Annotated in this window: 21 protein-coding genes and 4 pseudogenes; all 25 read left to right on the plus strand. The window is 36.4% G+C overall.

All coding sequences use genetic code 11. The features are described from left to right. Positions 1-47: 47 nt before the first annotated feature. The 25 genes and pseudogenes from noc to MAQA_RS11180 all read left to right on the plus strand — a co-directional run bounded on the left by noc (position 48) and on the right by MAQA_RS11180 (position 22,667). Positions 48-912, plus strand: a pseudogene (noc, locus tag MAQA_RS11075) (nucleoid occlusion protein). Positions 913-1,347: 435 nt separating this feature from the next. Further along, a complete protein-coding gene (locus MAQA_RS11080) occupies positions 1,348-2,070 on the plus strand; it encodes a helix-turn-helix domain-containing protein (RefSeq protein WP_036073971.1) in 723 nt (240 codons plus the stop codon). Positions 2,071-2,256: 186 nt separating this feature from the next. Beyond that, positions 2,257-3,020: pseudogene (locus MAQA_RS11085) on the plus strand (ParA family protein). Further along, positions 3,013-3,862, plus strand: a pseudogene (locus MAQA_RS11090) (ParB/RepB/Spo0J family partition protein). Before MAQA_RS11085 ends, MAQA_RS11090 begins: the two co-directional pseudogenes overlap by 8 nt. A gap of 18 nt (positions 3,863-3,880) precedes the next feature. Further along, positions 3,881-4,081 carry a DUF951 domain-containing protein gene (locus MAQA_RS11095; RefSeq protein ID WP_149023362.1) on the plus strand — a complete coding sequence of 67 codons (201 nt, stop codon included), beginning with the start codon at positions 3,881-3,883 and terminating at the stop codon, positions 4,079-4,081. Between the two features lie 167 nt (positions 4,082-4,248). Next, positions 4,249-5,718 (plus strand): catalase, encoded by a 1,470-nt coding sequence (locus MAQA_RS11100; protein ID WP_036073977.1) that lies wholly within the window; start codon positions 4,249-4,251, stop codon positions 5,716-5,718. 428 nt (positions 5,719-6,146) lie between these two features. After that, positions 6,147-7,340 (plus strand): pectate lyase-like adhesive domain-containing protein, encoded by a 1,194-nt coding sequence (locus MAQA_RS11105; RefSeq protein ID WP_036073979.1) that lies wholly within the window; start codon positions 6,147-6,149, stop codon positions 7,338-7,340. After that, positions 7,315-10,815, plus strand: a complete 3,501-nt coding sequence (locus MAQA_RS13845) for an immunoglobulin-like domain-containing protein (protein ID WP_052008577.1) — start codon at positions 7,315-7,317, stop codon at positions 10,813-10,815. Before MAQA_RS11105 ends, MAQA_RS13845 begins: the two co-directional genes overlap by 26 nt. 167 nt (positions 10,816-10,982) lie before the next feature. Next, positions 10,983-11,135 (plus strand): hypothetical protein, encoded by a 153-nt coding sequence (locus tag MAQA_RS15780; RefSeq protein WP_241463213.1) that lies wholly within the window; start codon positions 10,983-10,985, stop codon positions 11,133-11,135. Positions 11,136-11,139: 4 nt separating this feature from the next. Next, positions 11,140-11,463: a DUF4352 domain-containing protein gene (locus tag MAQA_RS11120; RefSeq protein WP_241463214.1), complete on the plus strand. Its 324-nt coding sequence runs from the start codon at positions 11,140-11,142 to the stop codon at positions 11,461-11,463. 15 nt (positions 11,464-11,478) lie between these two features. Then, positions 11,479-12,753, plus strand: a complete 1,275-nt coding sequence (locus tag MAQA_RS11125) for a nucleotide sugar dehydrogenase (protein ID WP_036073981.1) — start codon at positions 11,479-11,481, stop codon at positions 12,751-12,753. Between the two features lie 87 nt (positions 12,754-12,840). Next, the gene (locus MAQA_RS15785) at positions 12,841-13,134 is read left to right on the plus strand and encodes a glycosyltransferase family protein (RefSeq protein ID WP_052008578.1); all 294 of its coding nucleotides are present in this window, start codon (positions 12,841-12,843) and stop codon (positions 13,132-13,134) included. Continuing rightward, on the plus strand, positions 13,131-13,415 hold the full coding sequence (locus MAQA_RS15790; protein WP_052008579.1) for a glycosyltransferase: 285 nt from the start codon (positions 13,131-13,133) through the stop codon (positions 13,413-13,415). Before MAQA_RS15785 ends, MAQA_RS15790 begins: the two co-directional genes overlap by 4 nt. A 104-nt stretch (positions 13,416-13,519) precedes the next feature. Then, positions 13,520-14,038, plus strand: a complete 519-nt coding sequence (locus MAQA_RS15795) for a glycosyltransferase (protein WP_241463215.1) — start codon at positions 13,520-13,522, stop codon at positions 14,036-14,038. Positions 14,039-14,040: 2 nt separating this feature from the next. Next, positions 14,041-15,288 (plus strand): annotated as a pseudogene (locus tag MAQA_RS11140) (glycosyltransferase). Next, complete coding sequence (locus MAQA_RS15800; RefSeq protein ID WP_241463216.1) at positions 15,278-15,478, plus strand: hypothetical protein; 201 nt, start codon at positions 15,278-15,280, stop codon at positions 15,476-15,478. The pseudogene MAQA_RS11140 and the gene MAQA_RS15800 overlap by 11 nt, the downstream one beginning before the upstream one ends. 172 nt (positions 15,479-15,650) lie before the next feature. Further along, entirely contained in the window at positions 15,651-15,791 is a 141-nt protein-coding gene (locus MAQA_RS15805; protein WP_241463217.1) for a hypothetical protein, read from the plus strand. Next, positions 15,752-17,923, plus strand: coding sequence for a CgeB family protein (locus tag MAQA_RS11150; RefSeq protein WP_036073985.1), 2,172 nt, complete (start codon positions 15,752-15,754; stop codon positions 17,921-17,923). Before MAQA_RS15805 ends, MAQA_RS11150 begins: the two co-directional genes overlap by 40 nt. 9 nt (positions 17,924-17,932) lie before the next feature. Further along, positions 17,933-20,017, plus strand: coding sequence for a glycosyltransferase (locus MAQA_RS11155; protein ID WP_241463218.1), 2,085 nt, complete (start codon positions 17,933-17,935; stop codon positions 20,015-20,017). Between the two features lie 176 nt (positions 20,018-20,193). Further along, positions 20,194-20,424 (plus strand): hypothetical protein, encoded by a 231-nt coding sequence (locus tag MAQA_RS11160; protein ID WP_036073988.1) that lies wholly within the window; start codon positions 20,194-20,196, stop codon positions 20,422-20,424. Positions 20,425-20,442: 18 nt separating this feature from the next. Continuing rightward, positions 20,443-20,970 carry a hypothetical protein gene (locus MAQA_RS11165; RefSeq protein WP_241463219.1) on the plus strand — a complete coding sequence of 176 codons (528 nt, stop codon included), beginning with the start codon at positions 20,443-20,445 and terminating at the stop codon, positions 20,968-20,970. After that, positions 20,967-21,242 carry a hypothetical protein gene (locus tag MAQA_RS15810; RefSeq protein WP_241463220.1) on the plus strand — a complete coding sequence of 92 codons (276 nt, stop codon included), beginning with the start codon at positions 20,967-20,969 and terminating at the stop codon, positions 21,240-21,242. Before MAQA_RS11165 ends, MAQA_RS15810 begins: the two co-directional genes overlap by 4 nt. Before the next feature lie 8 nt (positions 21,243-21,250). After that, the gene (locus MAQA_RS11170) at positions 21,251-21,553 is read left to right on the plus strand and encodes a hypothetical protein (protein ID WP_036073991.1); all 303 of its coding nucleotides are present in this window, start codon (positions 21,251-21,253) and stop codon (positions 21,551-21,553) included. Beyond that, on the plus strand, positions 21,528-22,214 hold the full coding sequence (locus MAQA_RS11175; RefSeq protein WP_036073994.1) for a hypothetical protein: 687 nt from the start codon (positions 21,528-21,530) through the stop codon (positions 22,212-22,214). Before MAQA_RS11170 ends, MAQA_RS11175 begins: the two co-directional genes overlap by 26 nt. A 99-nt stretch (positions 22,215-22,313) precedes the next feature. Beyond that, positions 22,314-22,667: an ABC transporter permease gene (locus MAQA_RS11180; protein ID WP_241463221.1), complete on the plus strand. Its 354-nt coding sequence runs from the start codon at positions 22,314-22,316 to the stop codon at positions 22,665-22,667. Positions 22,668-22,675: the final 8 nt, after the last annotated feature.

Genomic DNA, 22,675 nt, shown 5'->3' on the forward strand with positions numbered 1-22,675 from the left:
AGAGTACAAACTTTATTGTGAGATAAACTGAGAAGGGACGATACTCCATGGCTTTTTCACTTTTTGGGAAAAAAGATAAAAACAAAGCGGACGAGTTGGTAGCGCAGGATTTGACGCAACGAGTGGAAGAGATTCCATTAAATCAAATTATGCCCAATCAATTTCAGCCGAGGACTGTATTTGATCAAGAAAAAATTGAGGAACTTGCTGAAACGATCAAAATTCATGGCTTGATTCAGCCAATTGTTCTCCGTGAAATGGAGGAAAACAGCGAGGAAAGTCGATATGAGATTATTGCTGGGGAACGGCGTTACCGGGCAGCTGTTTATTTAGAAATGGAAACAATTCCAGCAATCGTTCAGGAATTTACGGATGATGAGTCGGCGGCGCTTGCTTTGATTGAGAACTTACAAAGGGAACAACTGACGCCAATTGAAGAGGCTGTAGCTTATCAAAGCTTGCTTGAAATGAATGGTGTCACGCAAGAAGCCTTAGCGAAACAAGTTGGGAAAAGCCAGTCTGCTGTCGCAAACAAGTTGCGCTTGCTTAAATTGCCAAAGGGAATTCAAGAAGCGGTTCTTGCAAAAGAAATTTCTGAGCGTCATGCAAGATCCTTGTTAGCGCTTGAAAGTGAAGAAGATCAATTGAAAGTTTTGGACAAAATTCGAGACAATCACTTGAATGTGAAGCAAACAGACGAACTGATTCGTGAGTTTTTGACGAAAAAAAGATGAAAAACCGAAGAAAAAAGCGAATTTACGACTTGTAAGTAAGGATGCTCGAATTGCTTTAAATACGATTAAAGAATCAGTTTCGATGGTACAAAAAGGCGGAATGGATTTAAACATCAATGAACAGGAATCGGATGATTTTTTTGAAATTACCATTCAAATTCCTAAAAATAAAAAATAAGAGGGGAATCGAGAATGAAAATACTACAAATTATTTGGCAGATTCTGGGTATCGCTTGTTCAGCGATGATTTTGCCTTCTTTTGTCACATCAATTACAGAAGCTATCTTAAGGTTACAACCGCAACGCATGGTCATTTTTTTTCATCTATCCATTAATGTCTGCGAGCCCAACAGCAGAAATAAGTAATGCACGAGCTATTTTTACAGCTGGAATGGGATATCTGATGTATATTATCGCTTTTATCTACGTTTTTTGGTTAATTCGAAAGATTATGGGTTGGTATAAAAAAGCAAAACAATTAGATCAACAATCAAATTAAACAATCTTCCTTTGAAGATTGTTTTTATTTGTATTTGGGGTTATCAGGTGCAAAAATCGCCTAAACAAAGTAAAATTAAAGTGGAAGGAAAATGATGAGGAGGTAAGGGAGATCATGGCTAAAATTATTTTTGTTAAAGACGAGGAAAATCAATTCCAAGCTTACGATTTTATACACGATTTGATTGAAGAGCAGCCATTAATGGCAACGCTTTTATTACAAGGGATATTTGATCTAGAAAACGCTGAGACACGGCGCTTAAGTACAGGTAAACAAATCGCGCCAGATATTCATCTTTCAATTGGGAAGAGTCAAGCCTATTCTCTTCAATCTACACGAATTGAAACGACTGTCGATCAACCGCTCCACGAACTTAAATTACATTTTAAGGATCGCAATTGCCGCTTAATTTATTTTACGGCTTTTTCAGATTCCGAAACGTATTACTGCTTTATTAAGGGTTACTTTAAAGATAAAAACCCCTTTACGGATCAGATGGGAGCGTATCGCGAAGAAGCAAAACGTATTTTCTTAAGTCGAACTAATTCTGATTTAAGTATCGGTAACGATGCGTATAGCTTTGATTCGCTGAAGGAGCTTGCCTATGAAAACGAAGGCATTGTTCATTATCTAGAGAGCATCTCAGCAATGCTTGCTCGAGTGATCTTTGCAAAGCGAATTGAGAAGAAATGGTCACAACTTGACTTAGCGTTGAAATCTGATTTATCGCCAACTATTATTGAGCGCATTGAAGCAGGGGACCCGGATTTAACTTTGCGTATGTATCAAAAGACCTGTGCGGTTTTAGAGATTAAACTTTCATTCGATTACAAATAAGCTAAAAGACCTACGAACGTAGGTCTTTTTTTGTTTGGATAAAAATGTAAATGTTTCACGTGAAACAATTTTTTTGGTCGAAAAATAAAATTTTAGCTAATTTAAGAGACGGATTGAAAAAGTTTTGGTAGAATAGAAGTTATAGAACTGAGAGATCAGGAACTTAATAAGGGGCTGGTGAAGAAAGTGACCAAAATTATTGCACTTGCGAATCAAAAAGGCGGCGTTGGCAAGACGACATCTTCTGTCAATCTTAGCTCTAGCCTAGCTTTTTTTGGGAAAAAAAGGTCTTGCTAGTAGACATTGATCCTCAAGGAAATGCCTCTAGTGGTGTTGGTATCAATAAGGGAGAAATCGAAAACTGTATTTATAATGTATTAGTAGACGATGTTCCACTTAAAGATGTGCGTGAACATACGGAACTAGACAATCTTGATGTTATTCCTGCTACTATCCAGCTTGCTGGAGCAGAAGTTGAACTTGTTCCAGCTATCTCTAGGGAACTTCGTTTAAAGCGAGCAATTGATACAATAAAAGATGAGTACGATTACATCATCATTGATTGCCCACCATCCCTTGGATTGCTGACACTAAATGCGTTGACAGCTTCAGATTCTGTTTTGATTCCTGTTCAATGTGAGTATTATGCGTTAGAAGGCTTAAGTCAACTTTTAAATACAATTCGAATCGTTCAAAAACAATTGAATGCTGAATTGCAAATCGAAGGTGTATTGTTAACAATGCTTGATGCACGTACGAATTTAGGTATCCAAGTTATTGAAGAAGTCAAAAAATACTTCCAAAATAAAGTATTTGATACAATTATTCCTAGAAATGTACGTTTAAGTGAAGCACCAAGTCACGGTAAACCAATTCTTTTATATGATCCAAAATCAAAAGGGGCCGAAGTTTATTTAGAATTAGCTAAGGAAGTGATTGCAAATGGCTAAAGGGCTTGGAAAAGGAATCAATGCGTTATTTAATACAGTAGATACAGATGAAGAGACTATTGTAAGTATTGCGCTTGATAAGGTGGATGCGAATCCATTTCAACCACGAAAAAACTTCGACAAGAAAGCTATTCAAGAATTGACGGATTCCATTAAAATTCACGGTGTGTTGCAACCCGTTATTTTAAGGGAGAAAAAGGATCGCTATGAAATTGTAGTGGGAGAGAGAAGATGCCGCGCGTCTGTTCAAGCGGGTCTCAAAGAAATTCCAGCGGTTGTAAGGACATTAAATGATCAAGAGATGATGGAGCTTTCTGTCATTGAAAACCTGCAACGGGAAGACTTGTCAGCGCTTGAAGAAGCTGAATCCTATGACTTTTTAAATGAAAAACTTAAAATTAACGCAAGCGAAACTTGCAGAACGCGTCGGGAAAAGTCGTCCATATGTGGCTAACTTTATTCGATTGCTTTCTCTTCCAGATGAAGTTCAAGATATGATTCGTACTGGAGAATTATCTGCGGGGCACGCTCGAGCATTGCTTGCTTTAAAACAAAAGAAAAATATTATTCCACTGGCAAAGAAAACAGTGAAAGAAGAACTTACTGTGCGCCAACTGGAAAAATTAGTGACAGATATTAATGAGAATGTTTCACGTGAAACAAAGAAACCAAAGAAAGTACCGGTCTTTATTCGTGAAAGTGAAAATCAACTGCGTGATAAGTTTGGAACAGCGGTTTCGATTAAACGAACGAATAAAAAAGGTAAAATTGAAATTGAGTTTTTATCGGATGATGACTTGGATCGGATTTTAGAAATTTTAGATGTACAATTTGATGATTAAATAAAATTTGTGAAGAGGATAGAGATGGAAAGTAAAAAATTCGAGTTAAATGATATTGTAGAAATGAAAAAACCACATCCTTGTGGAAGCAATCGTTTTCGGATTATTCGAATGGGAATGGATATTCGAATCAAGTGTGAAGGTTGTGGACACAGCGTTTTGCTACCAAGACGAGAATTTGAAAGAAAAGTAAAAAAGATTCTTCCAAATGAAAAATAAACAAAAAGACCTATCAAGTGGATTTTGATGGGTCTTTTTGTTTATTTGGATTTACAAAAAAGATAAGCTGATTAGTTGCCTTGGAGCGAGGATTTCTTTATCATAATGAATATCATTTAATAATCATTTTAATTAAATGAATAATCTTGCACATGGAGGGATTTAATTTGACCGAAAAGAAAAATTTAACGACTAATCAGGGAGTACCAATCGGAGATAACCAAAATTCGATGACGGCAGGTTTCAAAGGACCAACGCTTCTTGAAGATTATCAGTTGATTGAAAAACTTGCTCATTTTGACCGTGAACGAGTTCCAGAACGTGTGGTTCATGCACGTGGAGCAGGGGCACACGGAAAGTTTGTAGTTAAAAATAGCATGAAAAAATATACAATGGCACATTTTTTACAAGAAGAAGGACAAGAAACAGAGGTTTTTGCTCGTTTTTCTACCGTTATTCACGGGCAACACTCGCCTGAGACGTTGCGAGATCCACGAGGTTTTTCGATCAAGTTTTATACAGAAGAGGGAAATTATGATTTTGTCGGAAATAATTTGCCTGTATTTTTCATTCGTGATGCGATTAAGTTTCCGGATGTTATTCATTCGCTCAAGCCAGATCCAGCGACGAATATCCAAGATCCAAATCGTTACTGGGACTTCATGAGCCTAACGCCGGAAGCAGTCACGATGCTTACATATCTTTTCAGCGATGAAGGGACACCTGCTTCTTACCGTGAGATGCGCGGTTCGAGCGTACATGCTTTTAAATGGATCAATGAGGCAGGAAAAACGGTTTATGTGAAGCTACGCTGGCAACCAAAAGCTGGGATTGTCAATTTGACGACCGAACAAGCGTCTCAAATTCAAGCAAAAGAATTCAATCATGCAACACGAGATCTACATGAAGCTATTGAAGCAGGGAACTATCCAGAATGGGATTTGTATGTCCAAGTGCTTGATCCAAAAGACCTTGATCAATTTGATTTTAATCCACTTGACGCAACGAAAGATTGGTTTGAGGATGTTTTTCCATACGAACTTGTGGGCACAATGACATTAAATCGCAATCCTGAGAATGTCTTTGCCGAAACAGAATCGGTAGGCTTCAACCCCGGGGTTCTTGTAAGAGGTATGCTCCCGTCAGAAGATCGATTGCTTCAAGGTCGCCTGTTTTCTTATTCAGACACGCAGCGTCACCGTGTGGGACCGAACTATCTGCAACTGCCGATTAACAAGCCGAAAGTGCCGGTTACAAACAACCAGCGTGACGGCTACATGCCAGTTGGGCAACAAACGAGCTCGATCAATTATGAGCCGAATAGTTATGATTCAGAGCCGAAAGAAAATCCGGCATTTGTTGAGCAAGAACAAGAAATTCGCGGTGATATTTCAGGCAGACTTGCGGCAGAGAAGCCGAATAATTTTGTCCATGCACGTGAGGTTTGGAACCGTTACTCGGAAGGGGAACGAGATGCGCTTGTGAAGAACATTGTGGACGACTGGGAAACTGTTCGCGAGGATATCAAGATTCGTAACTTGCGGAATTTCTATCAAGCTGTACCTGAATGGGCTGAACGTGTGGCCGCTGGAACGGGCATTGAACTCACAAAACATATTGTTGACTTGAAAAAATAATTAGCAAGATTTTTATTTGGTTGAAGGGTAAGATACTTTGCTGAATTAATCGTTAATAAAAAGTCTGGGAGGTAAATAATCCCAGACTTTTTTGTTTTATTTTAGCTTTTACAAGTGAATTTTGTGTCAATTTTCTAAACAGAGACTGACCTGTTTGTAGGTATTCTCATAATTTACATAACTCATTTCATGGTTTGTGTCAATATTTTTTTTTTGAATGAAAGGGACGTAAAAAAAACAAAGTTCTCATAAATAGTATACAGATTTCTAATACTTTCATTGTTATACTTTTTTATAAATCTTAACTTCTTTAACTTAGGAGTTATTTAAAGGAGTGAGAATTATGGAAATTTGAAGAAGATTTTATCTGTTTTTTAAAACAGTTGGATCACAATTTTTTGAAAACACAGAGGAAAAGGGGACAGGATATGAAGAAAATTTTATCAGCATTAGTTGTTGCAATGCTAGTTTTTCTCACTATTTCACAAGCAATCATGCCTTTTAAAGCAAAAGCTGCAGAAACAGGAGTTACGCTAGAGGTAGGTACTGAACAACAACTGAAAGATGCACTAAATAATGATTTAGTGACTAAAATCGTTTTAACAAATGATTTAGATCTAAATGCTACTATGAATTATACAGTCAAACATGATGTAACGATTGAAGGTGGAAACCACAAAGTTGCACTTAACAATAGCAGTTTTGTGAGTGATTTGTCTGGAGCAGCAAGTGTCGTTTTCTCTAACATTAATTTTACATCGACTTCTAGACCTATCTTTAAAACAAGTGTAGTTAATTACTCGGTCACGTTAGAGAACATAACTCTAAATGGCACTGAAGCCGTTTCGAATACAAATGGGACAACTTATGTAAAAGGAAATAATAGTATTACTACTACGGGAACAACTGACGTTTTCAGCGTGAAAAATCTTATTTTTGATAATGCATCAACAACAACTATCAAAAATACGGGAACTGCAAATACTATTCGAGCTTATTCATCAGGAAATGTACAAATTAACGCGGGGGCTAAATTATCAATTGATTCACAAGCAATGGGGATCTATCTAAGTGGTTCGCAACAGGAGCTTATTGTCGGGGACTCGGCTACTCTTGATGTTGTAAGTAGATATGAAGGTGTTAAAGGTGTAGATGCTAGTGCTACTTTCTCTACTGGAAGTAAAGTAAAACTAAATTATCAAAAAGCAAGCATTTCTTCGAACTCACGAATCTACATCAATCAAATAACAATGACAAAAAGTGCATCAGTAGAAGCACTTTCTTCTCCGATTGCTTTATATGCAGTACAAATTTCTCCATCAGGAAAAATAGTAATGGATAGCGTGGCTTATTTTGACTTCAGAAATGAAAATCCCGCTGGTTTAGCTCTTTACATGGAAGGTAATGGTGGGATTCTTCAAACGACAAGCCAAAATATAGCAGCATGGGAAAAAGGAACGGATATTTTAGGAACACCTAAATATACTTGGAAGAATCTAACATCGCTTACAGATATTTATGGAAATAATAGCGAGGTTTCAACAACAAACGTTCCAGCTTTTACAACAGAATTTAAAAAATCAAAATTTCGAAAGATTGTCAAATGGATCCATTACGAATGATAAGCCTGTTATTAATGCAGCAGATAAGACGCTTAAAGTTGGGGATACATTCGATCCAAAAGCAGATGTCACAGCGAGTGATACAGAAGATGGTGACTTAACAAGCGCAATTGAAGTTACAGCGAATAATGTAGACACATCAAAACCTGGTACGTATGAGGTTACTTATAAAGTAACGGACAGTGATGGCAACGAAACTACAAAAACCATTACAGTAACAGTAGGTACAAATAACAAACCAGTCATTGAAGCAGCAGATAAGACACTTAAAGTTGGAGACACATTCGATCCAAAAGCAGGTGTAACAGCAAGCGATACAGAAGATGGTGATCTAACAAGCGCAATTGAAGTAACAGCGAATAACGTAGACACAACGAAGGCTGGAACTTACCAAGTAAGTTATAAAGTAACGGACAGCGATGGGAATGAAGCAACGAAGACGATTACGGTAACAGTAGGTACAAATAACAAACCAGTCATTGAAGCTGCGGATAAAACCATCAAAGTTGGGGACACATTCGATCCAAAAGCAGATGTAACAGCGAGTGATGCAGAAGATGGCGACTTAACAAGCGCAATCGAAGTAACAGCGAATAACGTAGATACAACGAAAGCTGGAACTTATCAAGTAAGTTATAAGGTAACAGACAGCGACGGAAATGAAGCAACGAAGACAATTACGGTAACAGTTAGCACGAATGACAAGCCTGTTATTAATGCAGCAGATAAGACACTTAAAGTTGGGGATACATTCGATCCGAAAGCGGGTGTCACAGCAAGTGATGCAGAAGATGGCGACTTAACAAGCGCAATCGAAGTAACAGCGAATAATGTAGACACAACGAAAGCTGGAACTTACCAAGTAAGTTATAAAGTAACGGACAGCGACGGAAATGAAGCAACGAAGACGATTACGGTAACAGTTCGCACAAATGACAAACCCGTTATTAATGCAGCAGATAAGACGCTTAAAGTTGGGGATACATTCGATCCAAAAGCAGGCGTAACAGCAAGCGATACAGAAGATGGTGATCTAACAAGCGCAATTGAAGTAACAGCGAATACGGTAGATCCAACAACGGCTGGCACATATAAAGTGACGTATAAAGTGACAGACAGTGATGGCAACGAAACAACGAAGACAATTACAGTTATAGTTGAAAAAGAAACTACGGGAACAATCACAGCTAATGACTTTACAATTGGAACGGATAGCTATGTAAAAGGTACGTATACGGGTGATGTAGCAAAAGTTCAGCTTGTAGTCAATGGTGAGGCAAAACAAGCGATCACAGTAACCGGTAATGCATATCAATATTATGCGAAAGACAAAATTTTAAATGCAACAGATGAAGTTTATGTGGTTGCGCTTGATGCAAACGGCAAAGAATTAGATCGTGCCCAAGTTAATGTGAAGAAACCGACTGCAGGGACAATTACAGCGAATGATTTTACTATCGGAACGGATGGTTATGTAAAAGGTACGTATACTGGAGATGTAGCAAAAGTTCAACTTGTGGTTAATGGTGAAGCGAAACAAGCGATCACAGTGACCGGTAATGCATATCAATATTATGCGAAAGACAAAATTTTAAATGCAACAGATGAAGTTTATGTGGTTGCGCTTGATGCAAACGGCAAAGAATTAGATCGTACCCAAGTTAATGTGAAGAAACCAACTGCGGGAACAATCACAGCTAGTGACTTTACAGTTGGAACGGATAGCTATGTAAAAGGTACGTATACGGGTGATGTAGCAAAAGTTCAACTTGTGGTTAATGGTGAGGCGAAACAAGCGATCACAGTAACCGGTAATGCATATCAATATTATGCGAAAGACAAGATTTTAAACGCAACAGATGAGGTCTATGCAGTAGCACTTGATGCGAATGGCAAAGAATTGGATCGTGTTCAAGTTAATGTAAAAACGCCAACCGCAGGGACAATTACAACAAATGATTATGTGTTAGGTACGGATAGCTATGTAACAGGTGATTACACAGGAGATGTGGCGAAAGTTCAACTTGTAGTCAACGATGAAGTGAGACAAGCAATTACGGTAACAGGAAATACGTATCGCTACTATGCTAAAAATCTAATTACAAGTGTTACGGATGTCGTTTATGCGGTTGCGCTCGATGCTAACGGAAAAGAATTGGATCGCAAGCTGGTAAATATAGTCCAAAAAATAACGACTGGTACAGTTGTTCCAAATGATTTTCAAAAAGGCACAGACAACTATGTAACAGGCACAACTACAGGAGATGTAGCAAAGATTAGCATCACTGTAAATGGTACGGAGTTTTCTAAAATTCCAGTTCAAGCAGATGGAACATTTAGTTATTATGCGAATAATAGAATCCTCCAAGTAACAGATAAAGTTCTTGTGAAGGGTTACGATGCACAAGGAAATCTGTTAGACAGCAAAGAGGTAAAAGTAACAACGAAAGCTGATACAACTGGAGAAATTAAATTAGATTCCTTTAAATTAGGGACAGATAGTTATATCACGGGATCTTACACAGGGGATATTGCAAAAATTCGTGTCACAAAAGCTGATCAAACATATTCTACAATCCCAGTTTCTGGTGGTACATTGAAATACTACGCTAAAAATATTGTAGCATCAGCAACAGATATTGTGATGGTTGAAGGATTGAATTCAGCAGGCAAAGTAGTTAGTACTAAACAATTAAATATTTATACTGCTGACGGAACAATCACAGCTAATTCCTTCCAAATTGGAACGGATACCTATGTAACGGGTACCTATACTGGTGATGTAACTCGAGTGGGATTAGAAGTTAACGGTAAAGTTCAATCGGCTATCCCAGTGACGAATAATGCATATCAATACTATGCTAAGAACTTAATTACAAGTGCTGATGATGTTGTTTATGCTATTGGGTACGACTCGCTTGGTAACGAGTTAAATCGCGTTCCAGTATCAATTGCAGGCTTGGCTCCAGTAACAGGAACAATTACACTTGATGCATTTAAAGTAGGAAATGACACTTATGTAACTGGCGCCTACACGGGTGATATAACTAAAGTTGCCCTAGTTGTTAATGGCAAAGAACAAGCCACTATTCCTGCAACAGGTAATGCGATTAAGTATTATGCAGCAGACTTAATTACAAGCAAAGATGATGTAGTTACCATGATTGGATATGCAGCAGACGGCAGACAGGTAACAGAAGCAACTCTATCTTTGTCTGAGGTGACAGGTACAATTGCTGCGGATAGTTACAAAATTACAGACGGTTATTTGACAGGTACCTATACAGGAGACGTTTCTCGTGTTTCTGTAGAAATCAATGGCACTGAACTCAAAACTATCCCAGTTTCAGCAGACAATACGTATCGATATTATCTCAAAGGTCAAGTAACAAGCACTACAGATACTGTAAAAGTATACGGAAAAGATGCTTTAGGAAATGTTCTTTCTGAAGCTACTGTTACACTTACAGAATAATAAAACAGAATTAAATTAAACTAGCAGGAAGCGTTTGTACTTAACGAATTGTTCGAGTGCAAACGCTCTACTGCTTGATTTTATAGCGGTAAGGTAAATAGTTTAATAAAAAATTAAATTTACTTTGCGCGCAAGAAATTCGTATATGAGCAAGGAGCGGTTTATCGATGAAAAAAAGAACGAATGGCATCATATTATTACTGTTTTTGATGGCAGTTGTGTTAGTTTCGACTGCTTGCAGTAATGATTCGAATGCCAAAGATAAGAAAGAAGAGAAAAAAAAGTTCAACGAAGACAGAATTTGTCACGAAAACAGTTAACAATATGAATATTAAAATTAACTCAATTAGTACGACAGATAATGCAAAAGGTAATAAAAATATGATTGAGATTAAAATGCTTATTAAAAACAAAGATTCCGGCGAAGTAAGTATTGGTGCTGGGGACTTTAAGATTAAAGCTGGTAAAAAAACATATGAGGTCTATCCGCAGGGGAATAACTTTGGAGACGTAATTAAGGAAGGTAAAGAATTAACGGGAAGTGCTTTTTTTGAACTGCCAAAATCAGTGGAAAAAGGACAGCTAGTTTATGAAATCAATCAAAAAGAAGCGGCAAGTTGGGATATTACAGTCCCAGAAGCTGAATAACTTGGGGGAGATATCGTGAAGATTGAAGTTTTAGGATTAGGTTATATCGGCTTGCCGACAGCTGTTATGTTTGCCAATCACAATCAGGATGTTTTAGGTATTGATGTTAATCCAAAAGTGGTTGAGTCACTAAAGAATGGACAAGTTCACATTGAGGAGCCAGGTTTGCAAGAAGCTTTAACTAGTGCAATAGAAAAAGAAAGATTTCGCGTAGGATTGACCCCTGAGCCAGCAGATGTGTTTATCATTTCCGTTCCAACACCTAACCATGATGATCTAATGAAATCTTGTAATTTAGATTATGTTTTATCTGCTGTTGAAATGATCATTCCATGTTTAGAGCAGGACAACACAGTGATTGTTGAATCGACAATTGCCCCTCGTTCCATGGAAGATTTTGTAAAGCCTTTAGTTGAAAAAGCGGGCTTTGTCGTCGGAAAAGATATATTCCTCGTACATTGTCCAGAGCGGGTGCTGCCTGGGGAGGTGCTTCAGGAGCTGATTTATAACAATCGAATTATTGGTGGGGTTACACCTGCTTGTACTTCGGCAGGAAAAAGAGTTTATGGTGTATTCGTAAAAGGTGAATTACTAGAAACATCAGCCTCTGTTGCTGAGATGTCCAAACTGATGGAAAATACGTATCGCGATGTTAATATTGCGCTAGCCAATGAGCTCGTTAAGATTTGTGATCATATCGGTGTCAATGCTCTTGAAGTCATTGAGATGGCAAACAAGCATCCACGAGTTAATCTACACTCGCCGGGACCTGGAGTTGGAGGACATTGTTTAGCAGTGGATCCATATTTTATTGCAGCAAAAGCTCCAGAAGAGTCGCCGCTTATTCAAACCGCAAGAGGAATTAATACATCGATGCCAGATTTTGTTATTGAGAAGGCAGAACATATTCTGGCTGGCAAAATGAGAGCGAAAATTACAGTTATGGGTCTTACTTACAAAGGAAATATTGATGATATCCGTGAGAGTCCGGCTATTGAAATTTATCAAAAATTGTTATTAAACCCTAATTATGATGTTGTTGCATATGACCCGCATGTTCAAGCGGATTTTATTGAACCAGATTTAAATCAAGCTCTATATCAAGCAGATTTGGTCTTAGTATTAACGGATCATAGTGAATTTAAACAGTTATCGTCAAATGATTTTTCAACGACTAATCAAGCTATTGTAGTTGATACGAAGAATGTTTTAGAGCTTTATCGAGAAGATAATCATTACTTTAATTTGGGAAATATCCATAAGGCAGAATATCGTTTGTTAGAATCTTAAAATAAAAAATTAGGGAGTTATAGAAATGCAACAAGAAATTACTAAAATAACTATTTTTCTTCCTACAAAAACGGAAGTGCGGCTAATTTGAAAAAAAGAATATTAATCATTACACAGAATTTCCCACCCGAAATTGGAAGTGCGGCCAATCGGATGAAGGGAATTTGCCAAGCTTTAAATGAAGTTGCTGATGTAACCGTTTGGACAACAGAGCCGCATTATCCACAAAAAGACCTTTATAGACAGGCAGATTTTTGGGAAGAGCTCCCTCAAGATATAAAAATCAGACGTATCAAAACGACAAGCGCCAACTTTGAACAAAATTTTCTTCGTCGCTTTTTGTTGTATTTAGAGGTTCTTTTTTTGTTTTTTTTAAATTGATTATTAGAGAAACAGAAACTTACGATATCGTTTTTGTAACTTCTCCGCCACTTTCTATACCTTTTATTGGTCTATTGGCTAAGCGCAAGTTTAAGGCGAATTTTGTTGTGGATATTCGTGATTTATGGCCGGAAACGTTACGAGCAGTAAAAGGGATATTTCCAAAGCTTCTTCGTTATCTATCTTACCCTATAGAAAAGCATATTTATCATCGGGCAGATAAGTTAATTATTAATAGCGAAGGTTTTACCGAATATATTCAAAAAAATTGTTGGCGATAAGCGGAAAATTTATTTTTTACCAAATGGTCTTACAGATTTCGAACTTAGGCCAGCACCTGCTTCAAAAAAAAGAAGAAAAAATTACAATTGTTTATACGGGAAATATGGGAATAGCACAAGATATAGACAGTCTATTTCACCTTGCGAAAAGCTTTCAAATGAATAAAAAAGTAAGGTTTTTACTAATTGGTTATGGAAGAAACTATATGGAAATCCAACAAAAAATTAAGGAAAAAGGCTTCGAAAATATTATTATTAAACCGCCGGAATCACGAAAAAGGGTATGGAAAAGGTTACAAGAAGCCGATATTGCTTATATTGGGTTGAAAGAACATCCGGTGTTTGAAACGGTCATACCAGGAAAAGTGATTGACTATATGGGAGCTTCTTTGCCTATTATCGGTGTTGCTTCTGGTTATTCAAAACGGATTATTGAAGAAGCACATTCTGGAGTTGTTTTTCATAAAGAGGACCAGCACGAAATAACAGAAAAACTTGCTGGGCTGATTGAAAGTCAGGAGTTGCGAAAATTTTATGGGAAAAATGGAAATGAGTATGCTCATCAAAATTTTAATTGGCAGACAAATAAAGGATTGTTGTACAAATTTATTTTTGAGGATTAGTGATGAAAAAAAAGGTCACAATGTTTGTTTGGAATGAATTTACAAATGATGCGAGAGTACTTCGGGAATGTACAGCGCTTCAGGAAGCGGGCTATAGTGTCTATTTAATTGCGCTAAAGAGCAAACACAAACAGCCAGCTATTGAAAAGCGAGAAGAAGGGTTTCATATACATCGCGTTGATGATCGCATATTGCCTTTTCGTACGGAGTGGCTTTATTTAATTGCATTATGTATAGCTTATATGGCGCCTCTTGTTGGACTTGTATGTGCATTTTTACTTTTACTATTTTCTAAAACAAAAGTGCGTTTTTTGATACGTAAATTAATTTTGATTAGTAAAATGATTATTTTAGGTATGAAGGCTAAAACAGATATTTATCATGCGAATGATTTAAACACGCTATTTCAAGGTATCATCTGTGCGAAATGCAAACATAAAAAACTAGTGTTTGACTCTCACGAAGTAAATACGAGTCGTTCAGGCTATGATTCAAGAATCTATCAAATTGCTGAAAAGGCATTTATTCGCTTTCCTGACTGTGTTATTCATGAAAATTATACACGGGCAAAGTATATTCGGAGAATTTATGGATTTACCCCCGAAGTCATTTATAATTATCCTTTTTTTCAAGAAGGTATAGAAAAGATAGATTTGCATAAAAAAACTTAATATACCTAAAAACGAACCTATTTTACTTTATCAGGGCGGATTACAAGTTGGTCGGGGATTGGAAAAATTGCTGAAAGCTGTTCCTCTTATCAGGTATGGAACAGTAGTATTTATTGGTGATGGGAAACTAAAAAAAGGTTTAATGGATGAAACAGAACGGGCGGGTTTAGCAAATCGAGTAAAATTTTTTAGACAAAGTACCAGTTCAGGAACTCCCGCTTTATACAAGATCAGCTTATTTAGGCTTCCAATTATTAAACAATACTTGCTTTAATCACTTTTCGGCTGCTTCCAATAAATTATTTGAGTATATGATGGCAGGCGTACCTGTTATAGCCTGTTCTTTTCCTGAAATGAAAAAAAATCGTGAAGCAGGAAAGAGTGGGAATACTCGTTGATTCGGCTGATCCGGTTTCTATTGCTAATAGTGTGAATGATTTGGTTGAGAATCAAGAATTATGGCGTGAAATGAAAGAAAACGCCTTAGAAGCTAGAAAAATTTACAATTGGGATAAAGAAAAAATCAAATTTTTAGCAATTTATCAGAAATTAAGTAAGGATGAGAAAAATGATGCGTAAACAAAGCGAAATAAGCAAGTTACCTATTGAGTTGGAGCTCGAAACTCATATTTATGAAGAAATTTCGCTTAGATCGGAAAACCGACGTTTAGAAAGTGAAGTAAACGAATATAAGCAGCAGCTACAGAAAATTACTAAGGAAAATGAAGTTTTAACTAAACAAAAAGAACAAATTTTTTTCAGAGTTTAAGGACCTTCAAAATACTCTAAAACAAGAAGAGAGTTTTCGTGAACAATGGAAAGAAAAACAAGCAGAGTTAAGCGAATATAAACAGAGAACTTTTACACTTATTGAGGATCAAAAGAAATGGTTAACCACTATTTCAGAAACAATAACGAACCTCACGAATGAGCGAGATGACATGGAAGAAAAGTTACTTAAAAAAGAAGAGGCATTACAAGTTTTATTAGAAAAACATCATAAAATGATGAATACAAAAATGATGAAATGGACTGGGGAATATTGGAAATTACGAAAGAAGATAATATCAAAAAACAAATAACAAGCTTTTATAAACAGTTAAACACATTTCAAGCTGAACTTATTTCTGATATACAGCCAAAATTAGTTTCAGATACAGACTTTTGTAACGATAAGAATTGGTGGTATGTGAAACAAGAAGGGTTACATGCATATACGCTTGAGGGAGATCTATGCTTTGCAAATGCAGATGATCGATCGAATTATGCCTCTTTTATAGAACCAAATGTGGCCTTTTCCAGATTACCCAAACATAGGATTCAAGTACTGCCGGAAGAAACAATTGCTATACATTTTCAAGCTGAATATTCAGAAGGCTTGTCAGTAAAACTGGCAATTATTGAATACAGTAAAAGTGAGAAAGAAAAAACAACGCTAGTTTCATTAGAGAAGGAGCAGTACTTGACGGTGGGTAAGAATACAAAATATCTTCGTTTTGCATTTAAAATTACAGGAAAAGGTATTGTTCGTGTGAAACAAGCAGTTATTGAACGGGTTTTTGAGAGAAAGCAAGTAAAAGAAATTATCGTGAATCCAATTGAACAGATAAAAACGTTCCGTGAATTAAAAGTGGCCTGTATTTTTGATGAATTCACGATGATGAATTTTCAAAAAGAGGTAGAACTTATTACTTTTACTCCTGAAAATTGGCAAACGGTTTTAAGTGAAAATACCCCTCATTTTCTATTTGTTGAATCAGCTTGGCATGGAAATGCGGGCGCGTGGGAGTATCAAATAGGAAAATATGCAAATGTTAGTCGTGAAAGTTTGTTTGCACTACTAAAGTGGTGTAGGGAGAGGGAGATTCCAACTGTATTTTGGAATAAAGAAGATCCCATTCATTATGACAAATTTATTGATACTGCTAAACGGTTTGACTATATCTATACGACTGATGCAAATAAAATACCTGATTATAAAAAACAAGCAAAGCATGAAAAAGTTTTTGCATTACCATTTGCAGCGGAACCGAGTCAGCATAATCCCATTCAATTAGCCAAAGCACGTGAAAATAAAATATGCTTTGCAGGTTCTTATTATGCCAATCGTCATTTGGAAAGAAGACAGATTATGGATACCATGCTAGAGATCTGCCAAGAATTTGGATTAGTTATTTACGATCGAAATTTTGAGCGGCCGGAGCCTGAATTCCGTTTTCCAGAAAAGTTTCATAAGAATGTAGTTGGCAGTCTGAGTTATGATGAAATTGATAAGGCATATAAGGGATATCGTTTTATGCTGAATGTGAATAGCGTGGTTCATTCACCAACAATGTTCTCAAGGCGGGTATTTGAAGGTTTAGCCTCAGGGACGCCTGTTTTGAGCAGCTATTCTGAAGGTATTGAGCGTATGTTTGGAAATCTTGTCATGATATCGGAAAAACCAGATGAATTACGTGCACAGATGCGGGCACTTCTAAAAGATGAGACAGCTTATTTCAGAAAATCTTTAGAAGGAATTCGTGAAATTTATGGGAAACATACGTATAAGCATCGTTTAAATTATCTATTAGGAAATATGGGAGTTCATTTACCTGTTTCTACGAATTCTGTATGTGTGATGGCAATTGTTCGTTCTGAAGATGAAATTAAAAAAGCAATTGCAATGTTTGAGAAACAAAGTTATCAAAATAAAAAACTTGCTTTGTTCATTCAAAGTGTTGAAGATTTTTCGAATATCAATTTTATCTTTAATCATTATAAAACAGAACGTATATCGTGCTATTTGCTTTCATATATGGAAAATTATACGGACTATAAAAAATTATTAGGCACAGATTTCATGACATTATTGAATAAAGAACATTTTTATGGACGGTATTATCTAGAGGACCTCATGTTGGCGTCTGTGTATACGGATGCAGATTTTATTGGGAAAGCTACTTGTTTTCAAACAGTTGGTAAAAAATTAGTACTAGAGAAAAATGATTTGGAGTATCTATTTGTAAATGAGTTATTTCCATCTCGTTCAGTTGTTCGAACTGATTATAGATTCCATAAAAATATGAAAAAGTTACTAGAAAGTTTTGCTAAAGATGAGACTTTGGCGGTTTACGGACGTTTTGGAGCTAAAATGTTTAGTATCAACCGATTTAATTTTATTGAGAAAGCTACATCTCTTGATGAAAAGTGGCTTAATCAAGTGGAAATATAGGGGGGCAAGATGAGCAGATTACGTATTTTATTGTATGGAGATATTGATTTAAACTTCATGGATGGTTCTGCTGTTTGGTTGGCATCTATGGCACCAATGCTCGCGCTAAGCCCAAATATACAAGTGGATTTATTACTTAAAGCAAAAGAGCAAAATACACATTTAACGGGTGCGTTAAAGGAGATTCCGAATGTTCATTGTATTCAGCCCTTTAATAAATTTAGTCATCAGATTCTGTCTAAAAATGCACGACTTTCTGTATCTGAAGCAGTCCAGATTATGCAGCAACTTCATGAAGAGAATAATTATGATTTAGTGATTATACGGGGCTTTAATTTGGTTCGAGAAACTATGAAGTATGAAATGTTTCAAAAAATCACAGTGCCTTACTTAACCGATTTTAAACATGATGAGCGTTCTACAAAAGAAGAGCGCGCAGATTTAAAACGCGTTTATGAGCATTTTGATCATCTTTTTTTGCAGACAAAAGAAACAAAAGAAGCCTTTAAAAAGCTTATCCAGGTTGATGGAGATAAAATTCAGCTATTGTATCCGATGATACCTGACACCCACATTCAACCGACTTTTAGCAACAAGCATTTTAGACTGATCTATAGTGGTAAATTTCATGAAGATTGGCATACGGAAGAGATTATCTCTGTAACCAAAAAATTAGCAGCTCGGGACAGCCGAATCCATACTCAAGTTGTAGGCGATAAATTTCAGGATCGCTTAAGAGAACGCGAAATCCAGCTTCGAATAAAACAAGAGCTTAATAACACGCAAGCCATTGATTGGGTTGGAGCTGTTTCGAGAGAGGATTGTCAAAAATTAATTGAAGAGGCAGATCTTGGAATTAGTTGGAGAAGTGCAGCACTAGATAATGATGAAAGTGTGGAATTATCTAGTAAATTGCTTGAATATGGCAGATTGGGTAAGCCAGCTTTAGTAAGACGAACAAAAATGCACGAGGCATTGCTTGGAAAAGATTATCCACTCTTTGTTGAAACAGAGGCCGATTTTATCGAAAAGACAGAGATGGTTTTACGTGATGAGGATTTATATAGAGAAGCAGCGGTTAAAATTTATGATGCAAGCCAGTATTTTACATTTAAAGCAGCTTATGATCGGTTGAAGACATTTATTTGGTCATTTAAGAAAGCGCCGATAAAAATTGTTTTTGCTGGACATGATTTAAAGTTTGCCACGATGTTAATAGAGTATTTTAAGGGAAATCCAGCTTTCGAAGTACAACTCGATGTATTTTCCTCACACGAAAAACATGATGAAAAACACAGCAAAGCTTGTCTTGAATGGGCAGATGTTATTTTTTGCGAATGGGGCTTAGGAAATCTTGTTTGGTATGCTGAGCATAAAAAAGAACATCAAACATTGATTGCACGTCTTCACTTCCAGGAAAAAGACTTAAAGTTTCTTCGGCATGTTGATATGAATAAAGTAGACCAGTTTATCGTCATCACACCATATATGTTGGAAGAATTTTACAATATTTTTCAAATTCCACGGCATAAAATGTGCTATATCGACAACCTGATCGATGCCGAAAAACTTGATTTATCTAAGCAGGAGAATAGTCGCTTCCATTTAGGAATATGTGGTATTTTACCGGCGCGAAAAAGAGTAGACTTAGCACTTGATGTATTTGAAGAGCTGTGGCAAGAAAACAAACAATATAAATTATTTATTAAAGGCAAAAGGCCAGAAGAGGTTTCATGGCTAATGGCAAGATCGCAAGAAAGAGACTATTATAAAGCAGTTTCGGAGCGAATTGAACAAGCTCCCTGGCGAGAAAATGTCATTTTTGACCCACATGGCAACGATATACCTGAATGGCTTCAGAAAATAGGCTTTTTACTTTCACCAAGTGATTACGAAGGATCACATGTTTCGATTTCTGAAGCTATGGCTAGCGGGTCAATACCGATTATTCGCAACTGGAAAGGTGCTGATACAGTATATCAATCACGTTATATTGTTTCGGCTGTAAAAGAAGCTGTTACTGCTATTAAAGAAGGAAAATGGCAGAAAGCGGATGTGGAAGAAAGAAAAAAAATATGCATGGCAAAAATTTGATCGAAAAAAAAATCGTAAAGCAAGTTGAGACTCTTATCATTGAGATGGTCCAAAAAACAGTTTAAGGAGAAAGAGATGAAAAAAAGAATGAAAAAGAAAGTAGAAAAACAAACGGAATTAATTCAAAGTGTAGAAGTTTTTTTTAGCAGGAGATAACCTGCAGACGAAATGTCTAATTGCAAAAAAAAGAACCAAAAACATCCTATTCTTTTGCGTTTTATATTTATAAAAAAGGACAAGCAGAGGCAGTTGCTAAGTCAAAATATACGCCATTTGATACAAATCAAGTAAAACTTTCAGAAGGCGGTGAATACCGAGTGAAAGTTTTTGTTAAACATAATGAAACGAATAAAATTACTACAAAAATAAGTCAACCAATTCAAAAAACGCAAGTTTCGGACATTTGAAGGGATGCGAGCAGATAGATGTTACACGGCAAACATTTTCAAAATGGTAGCAAAACGCTCGTAATTGTTTTTCAAAATGCTGCAAAACCCTTAAACGAAGCGATTCCAGCTATTTTCAATAACAAATGTGATCAAAAACAGGTTGCAGAAATGCACGAGCGGTATACATGGATTAAATTTGCGGAGCGTGTAAAGGAAGCTGATTATCTTTTTATTAAGGACCACTTTTCAAGTGTATACGGTTGGTATTTTATTGACTCGGGAACTTTTATCTATGAACAATTGAATACGGAGCTTACTGCATTTATTAAGTCTCATGGCTACCAAAAAGTCATTGCATTTGGATCAAGCAAAGGTGGGACAGGCGCTTTGCTATACGGGTTAATTAATCCCCTTATTACACACGTTTTCTCGTTAGTGCCACAAATTCATGTAGCAGATTTTATTAATACACTTTGCCCTGACGAGAAGCGCTTATTTTTTGCTGATAATACTGCTTTTGAGGAGCAGGTAAATCAGATTTTTTTATTCGCCTCAGTTATATGAACAAAAAAACAACATCTGCAATTTATTTTTATACAGGGTTACTGGATATTCAGTTTAAGCCGCTCCTTCAATATAGAGAGTTTCTGCAAAAAATGGGCATAGCGAGTAAATTGTTTTGCAACAGGAGTAATGAACGACATACAAGGCTTGTGAATCAGTATACCCCGTTTATTTTTGGGGTTTTGGAAGACTTGATTCGAAGTGAGACCATGCGAACAGAGCAGGAAGCGGTGCAATTAGGGATAGATAGTTACATTTTAAAAGCAGAGTAGAAAGGGCGATGTTTGGGTTGAAAGTGAAAATGGGTGAACTGGAATTTAAGCGAAATAAACTTTTTATGACCTTTGATATTAAGAAAAGCTTTGGGAAAAGTTATGAATATGCCTACTATATCTATCAAGACGATCAAATTACTGAACGAATTTGGTATCAGGATGCGCAAGCAAATATGCGATTTTCAGTTATGCCTATTTACAGCGGATCCTATCAAATTCGTTTATTTATTAAAGAAAACGGAGAGATTATTTTTAATGAGTTGTCCAATCTTTTGTGGATCGATGCAATCCACAAAAAAACAAATTGAAACTACTTTTCCCAAAGAAAAGGTCTTCTTTAGTGATAATCCTGTTAAATATGTTTTTCAGAAGGCAAAGAAAGAATCACGTTATCTAATCCTTTCCTTTTCGGGTCTCTATTCAACAGAATTTCGGGGTGGTCCACCAGTTTATAATCATATGCGGACGCTAACACCAGTCGAAACACATAAATTATTTATTTTAGATTCTTACCTCGATCAATTTTGTTATTATGTTGGTTTTGGTGGCGAGGAGGATTTTGAAAGAAGCGTGATAGCCCTTATTACAATGATTGCAAATGAATATCAAATCCCGCCTGAAAATATTATTGCAACAGGTTCTAGCAAAGGGGGAGCAGCTGCTCTTTATTATAGCTTTAAATATCATTTTGGAAAGGCTGTGATTGGAGCACCTCAAGTTTATATCGCGAAATATTTGGATCAACGTGCAAATTCAGACTCGATGAGACAACGATATAACCGCTTACTTGGAAATGATTTGCAATTTGGAAAATTGTTTTGGGATGGATTAATTTTAAATCAAGTTACACGGCAAACCGTATTTCCAGAACTACATTTTCATGTGGGTGAAGGAGATTTTCACTATTCGCAGCATCTCAAGCCACTATTTAAGCTATTTAATGAAAAAAAAAATCAATTATACACTTGATCTTGGAAAATATGAGAAGCACAGTGATACTGGACTTTATTTTACATTATTTTTATTGGAAAAAGTTCAGGAAATAGTCATGAGAAAAGAGGAACGAAGTTGAAGCCTTTGTTGTCATGGGGGAAAATTCAAATTTTAAATATTGATAAAGTCATACGTATCGCTCAATTTGACCAAAAGGCAAATCATCAAAATCACATGTTTGGTTTGTTTTGGGAATTTTTGAGCCCGGCCATTCAGATTGTCATTTATTATCTTGTTTTTGGCATTCGCTTAAATGGTCAAACCGTTATACATTCAGATATTCCTTATATTTACTGGATGCTAATCGGACTTATTCCGTGGTTTTATATGAGTTCAAGCATCGTATCGGGTGCAGGCTCTATTTGTCAAAACCTGGGACTCATTGCCAAAACGCATTTTCCAATTGAAATTTTAGGTCTCATCAATTAAAGTTCGTC

The sequence above is a fragment of the Listeria aquatica FSL S10-1188 genome (assembly GCF_000525795.1).
Lineage (GTDB): Bacteria > Bacillota > Bacilli > Lactobacillales > Listeriaceae > Listeria > Listeria aquatica.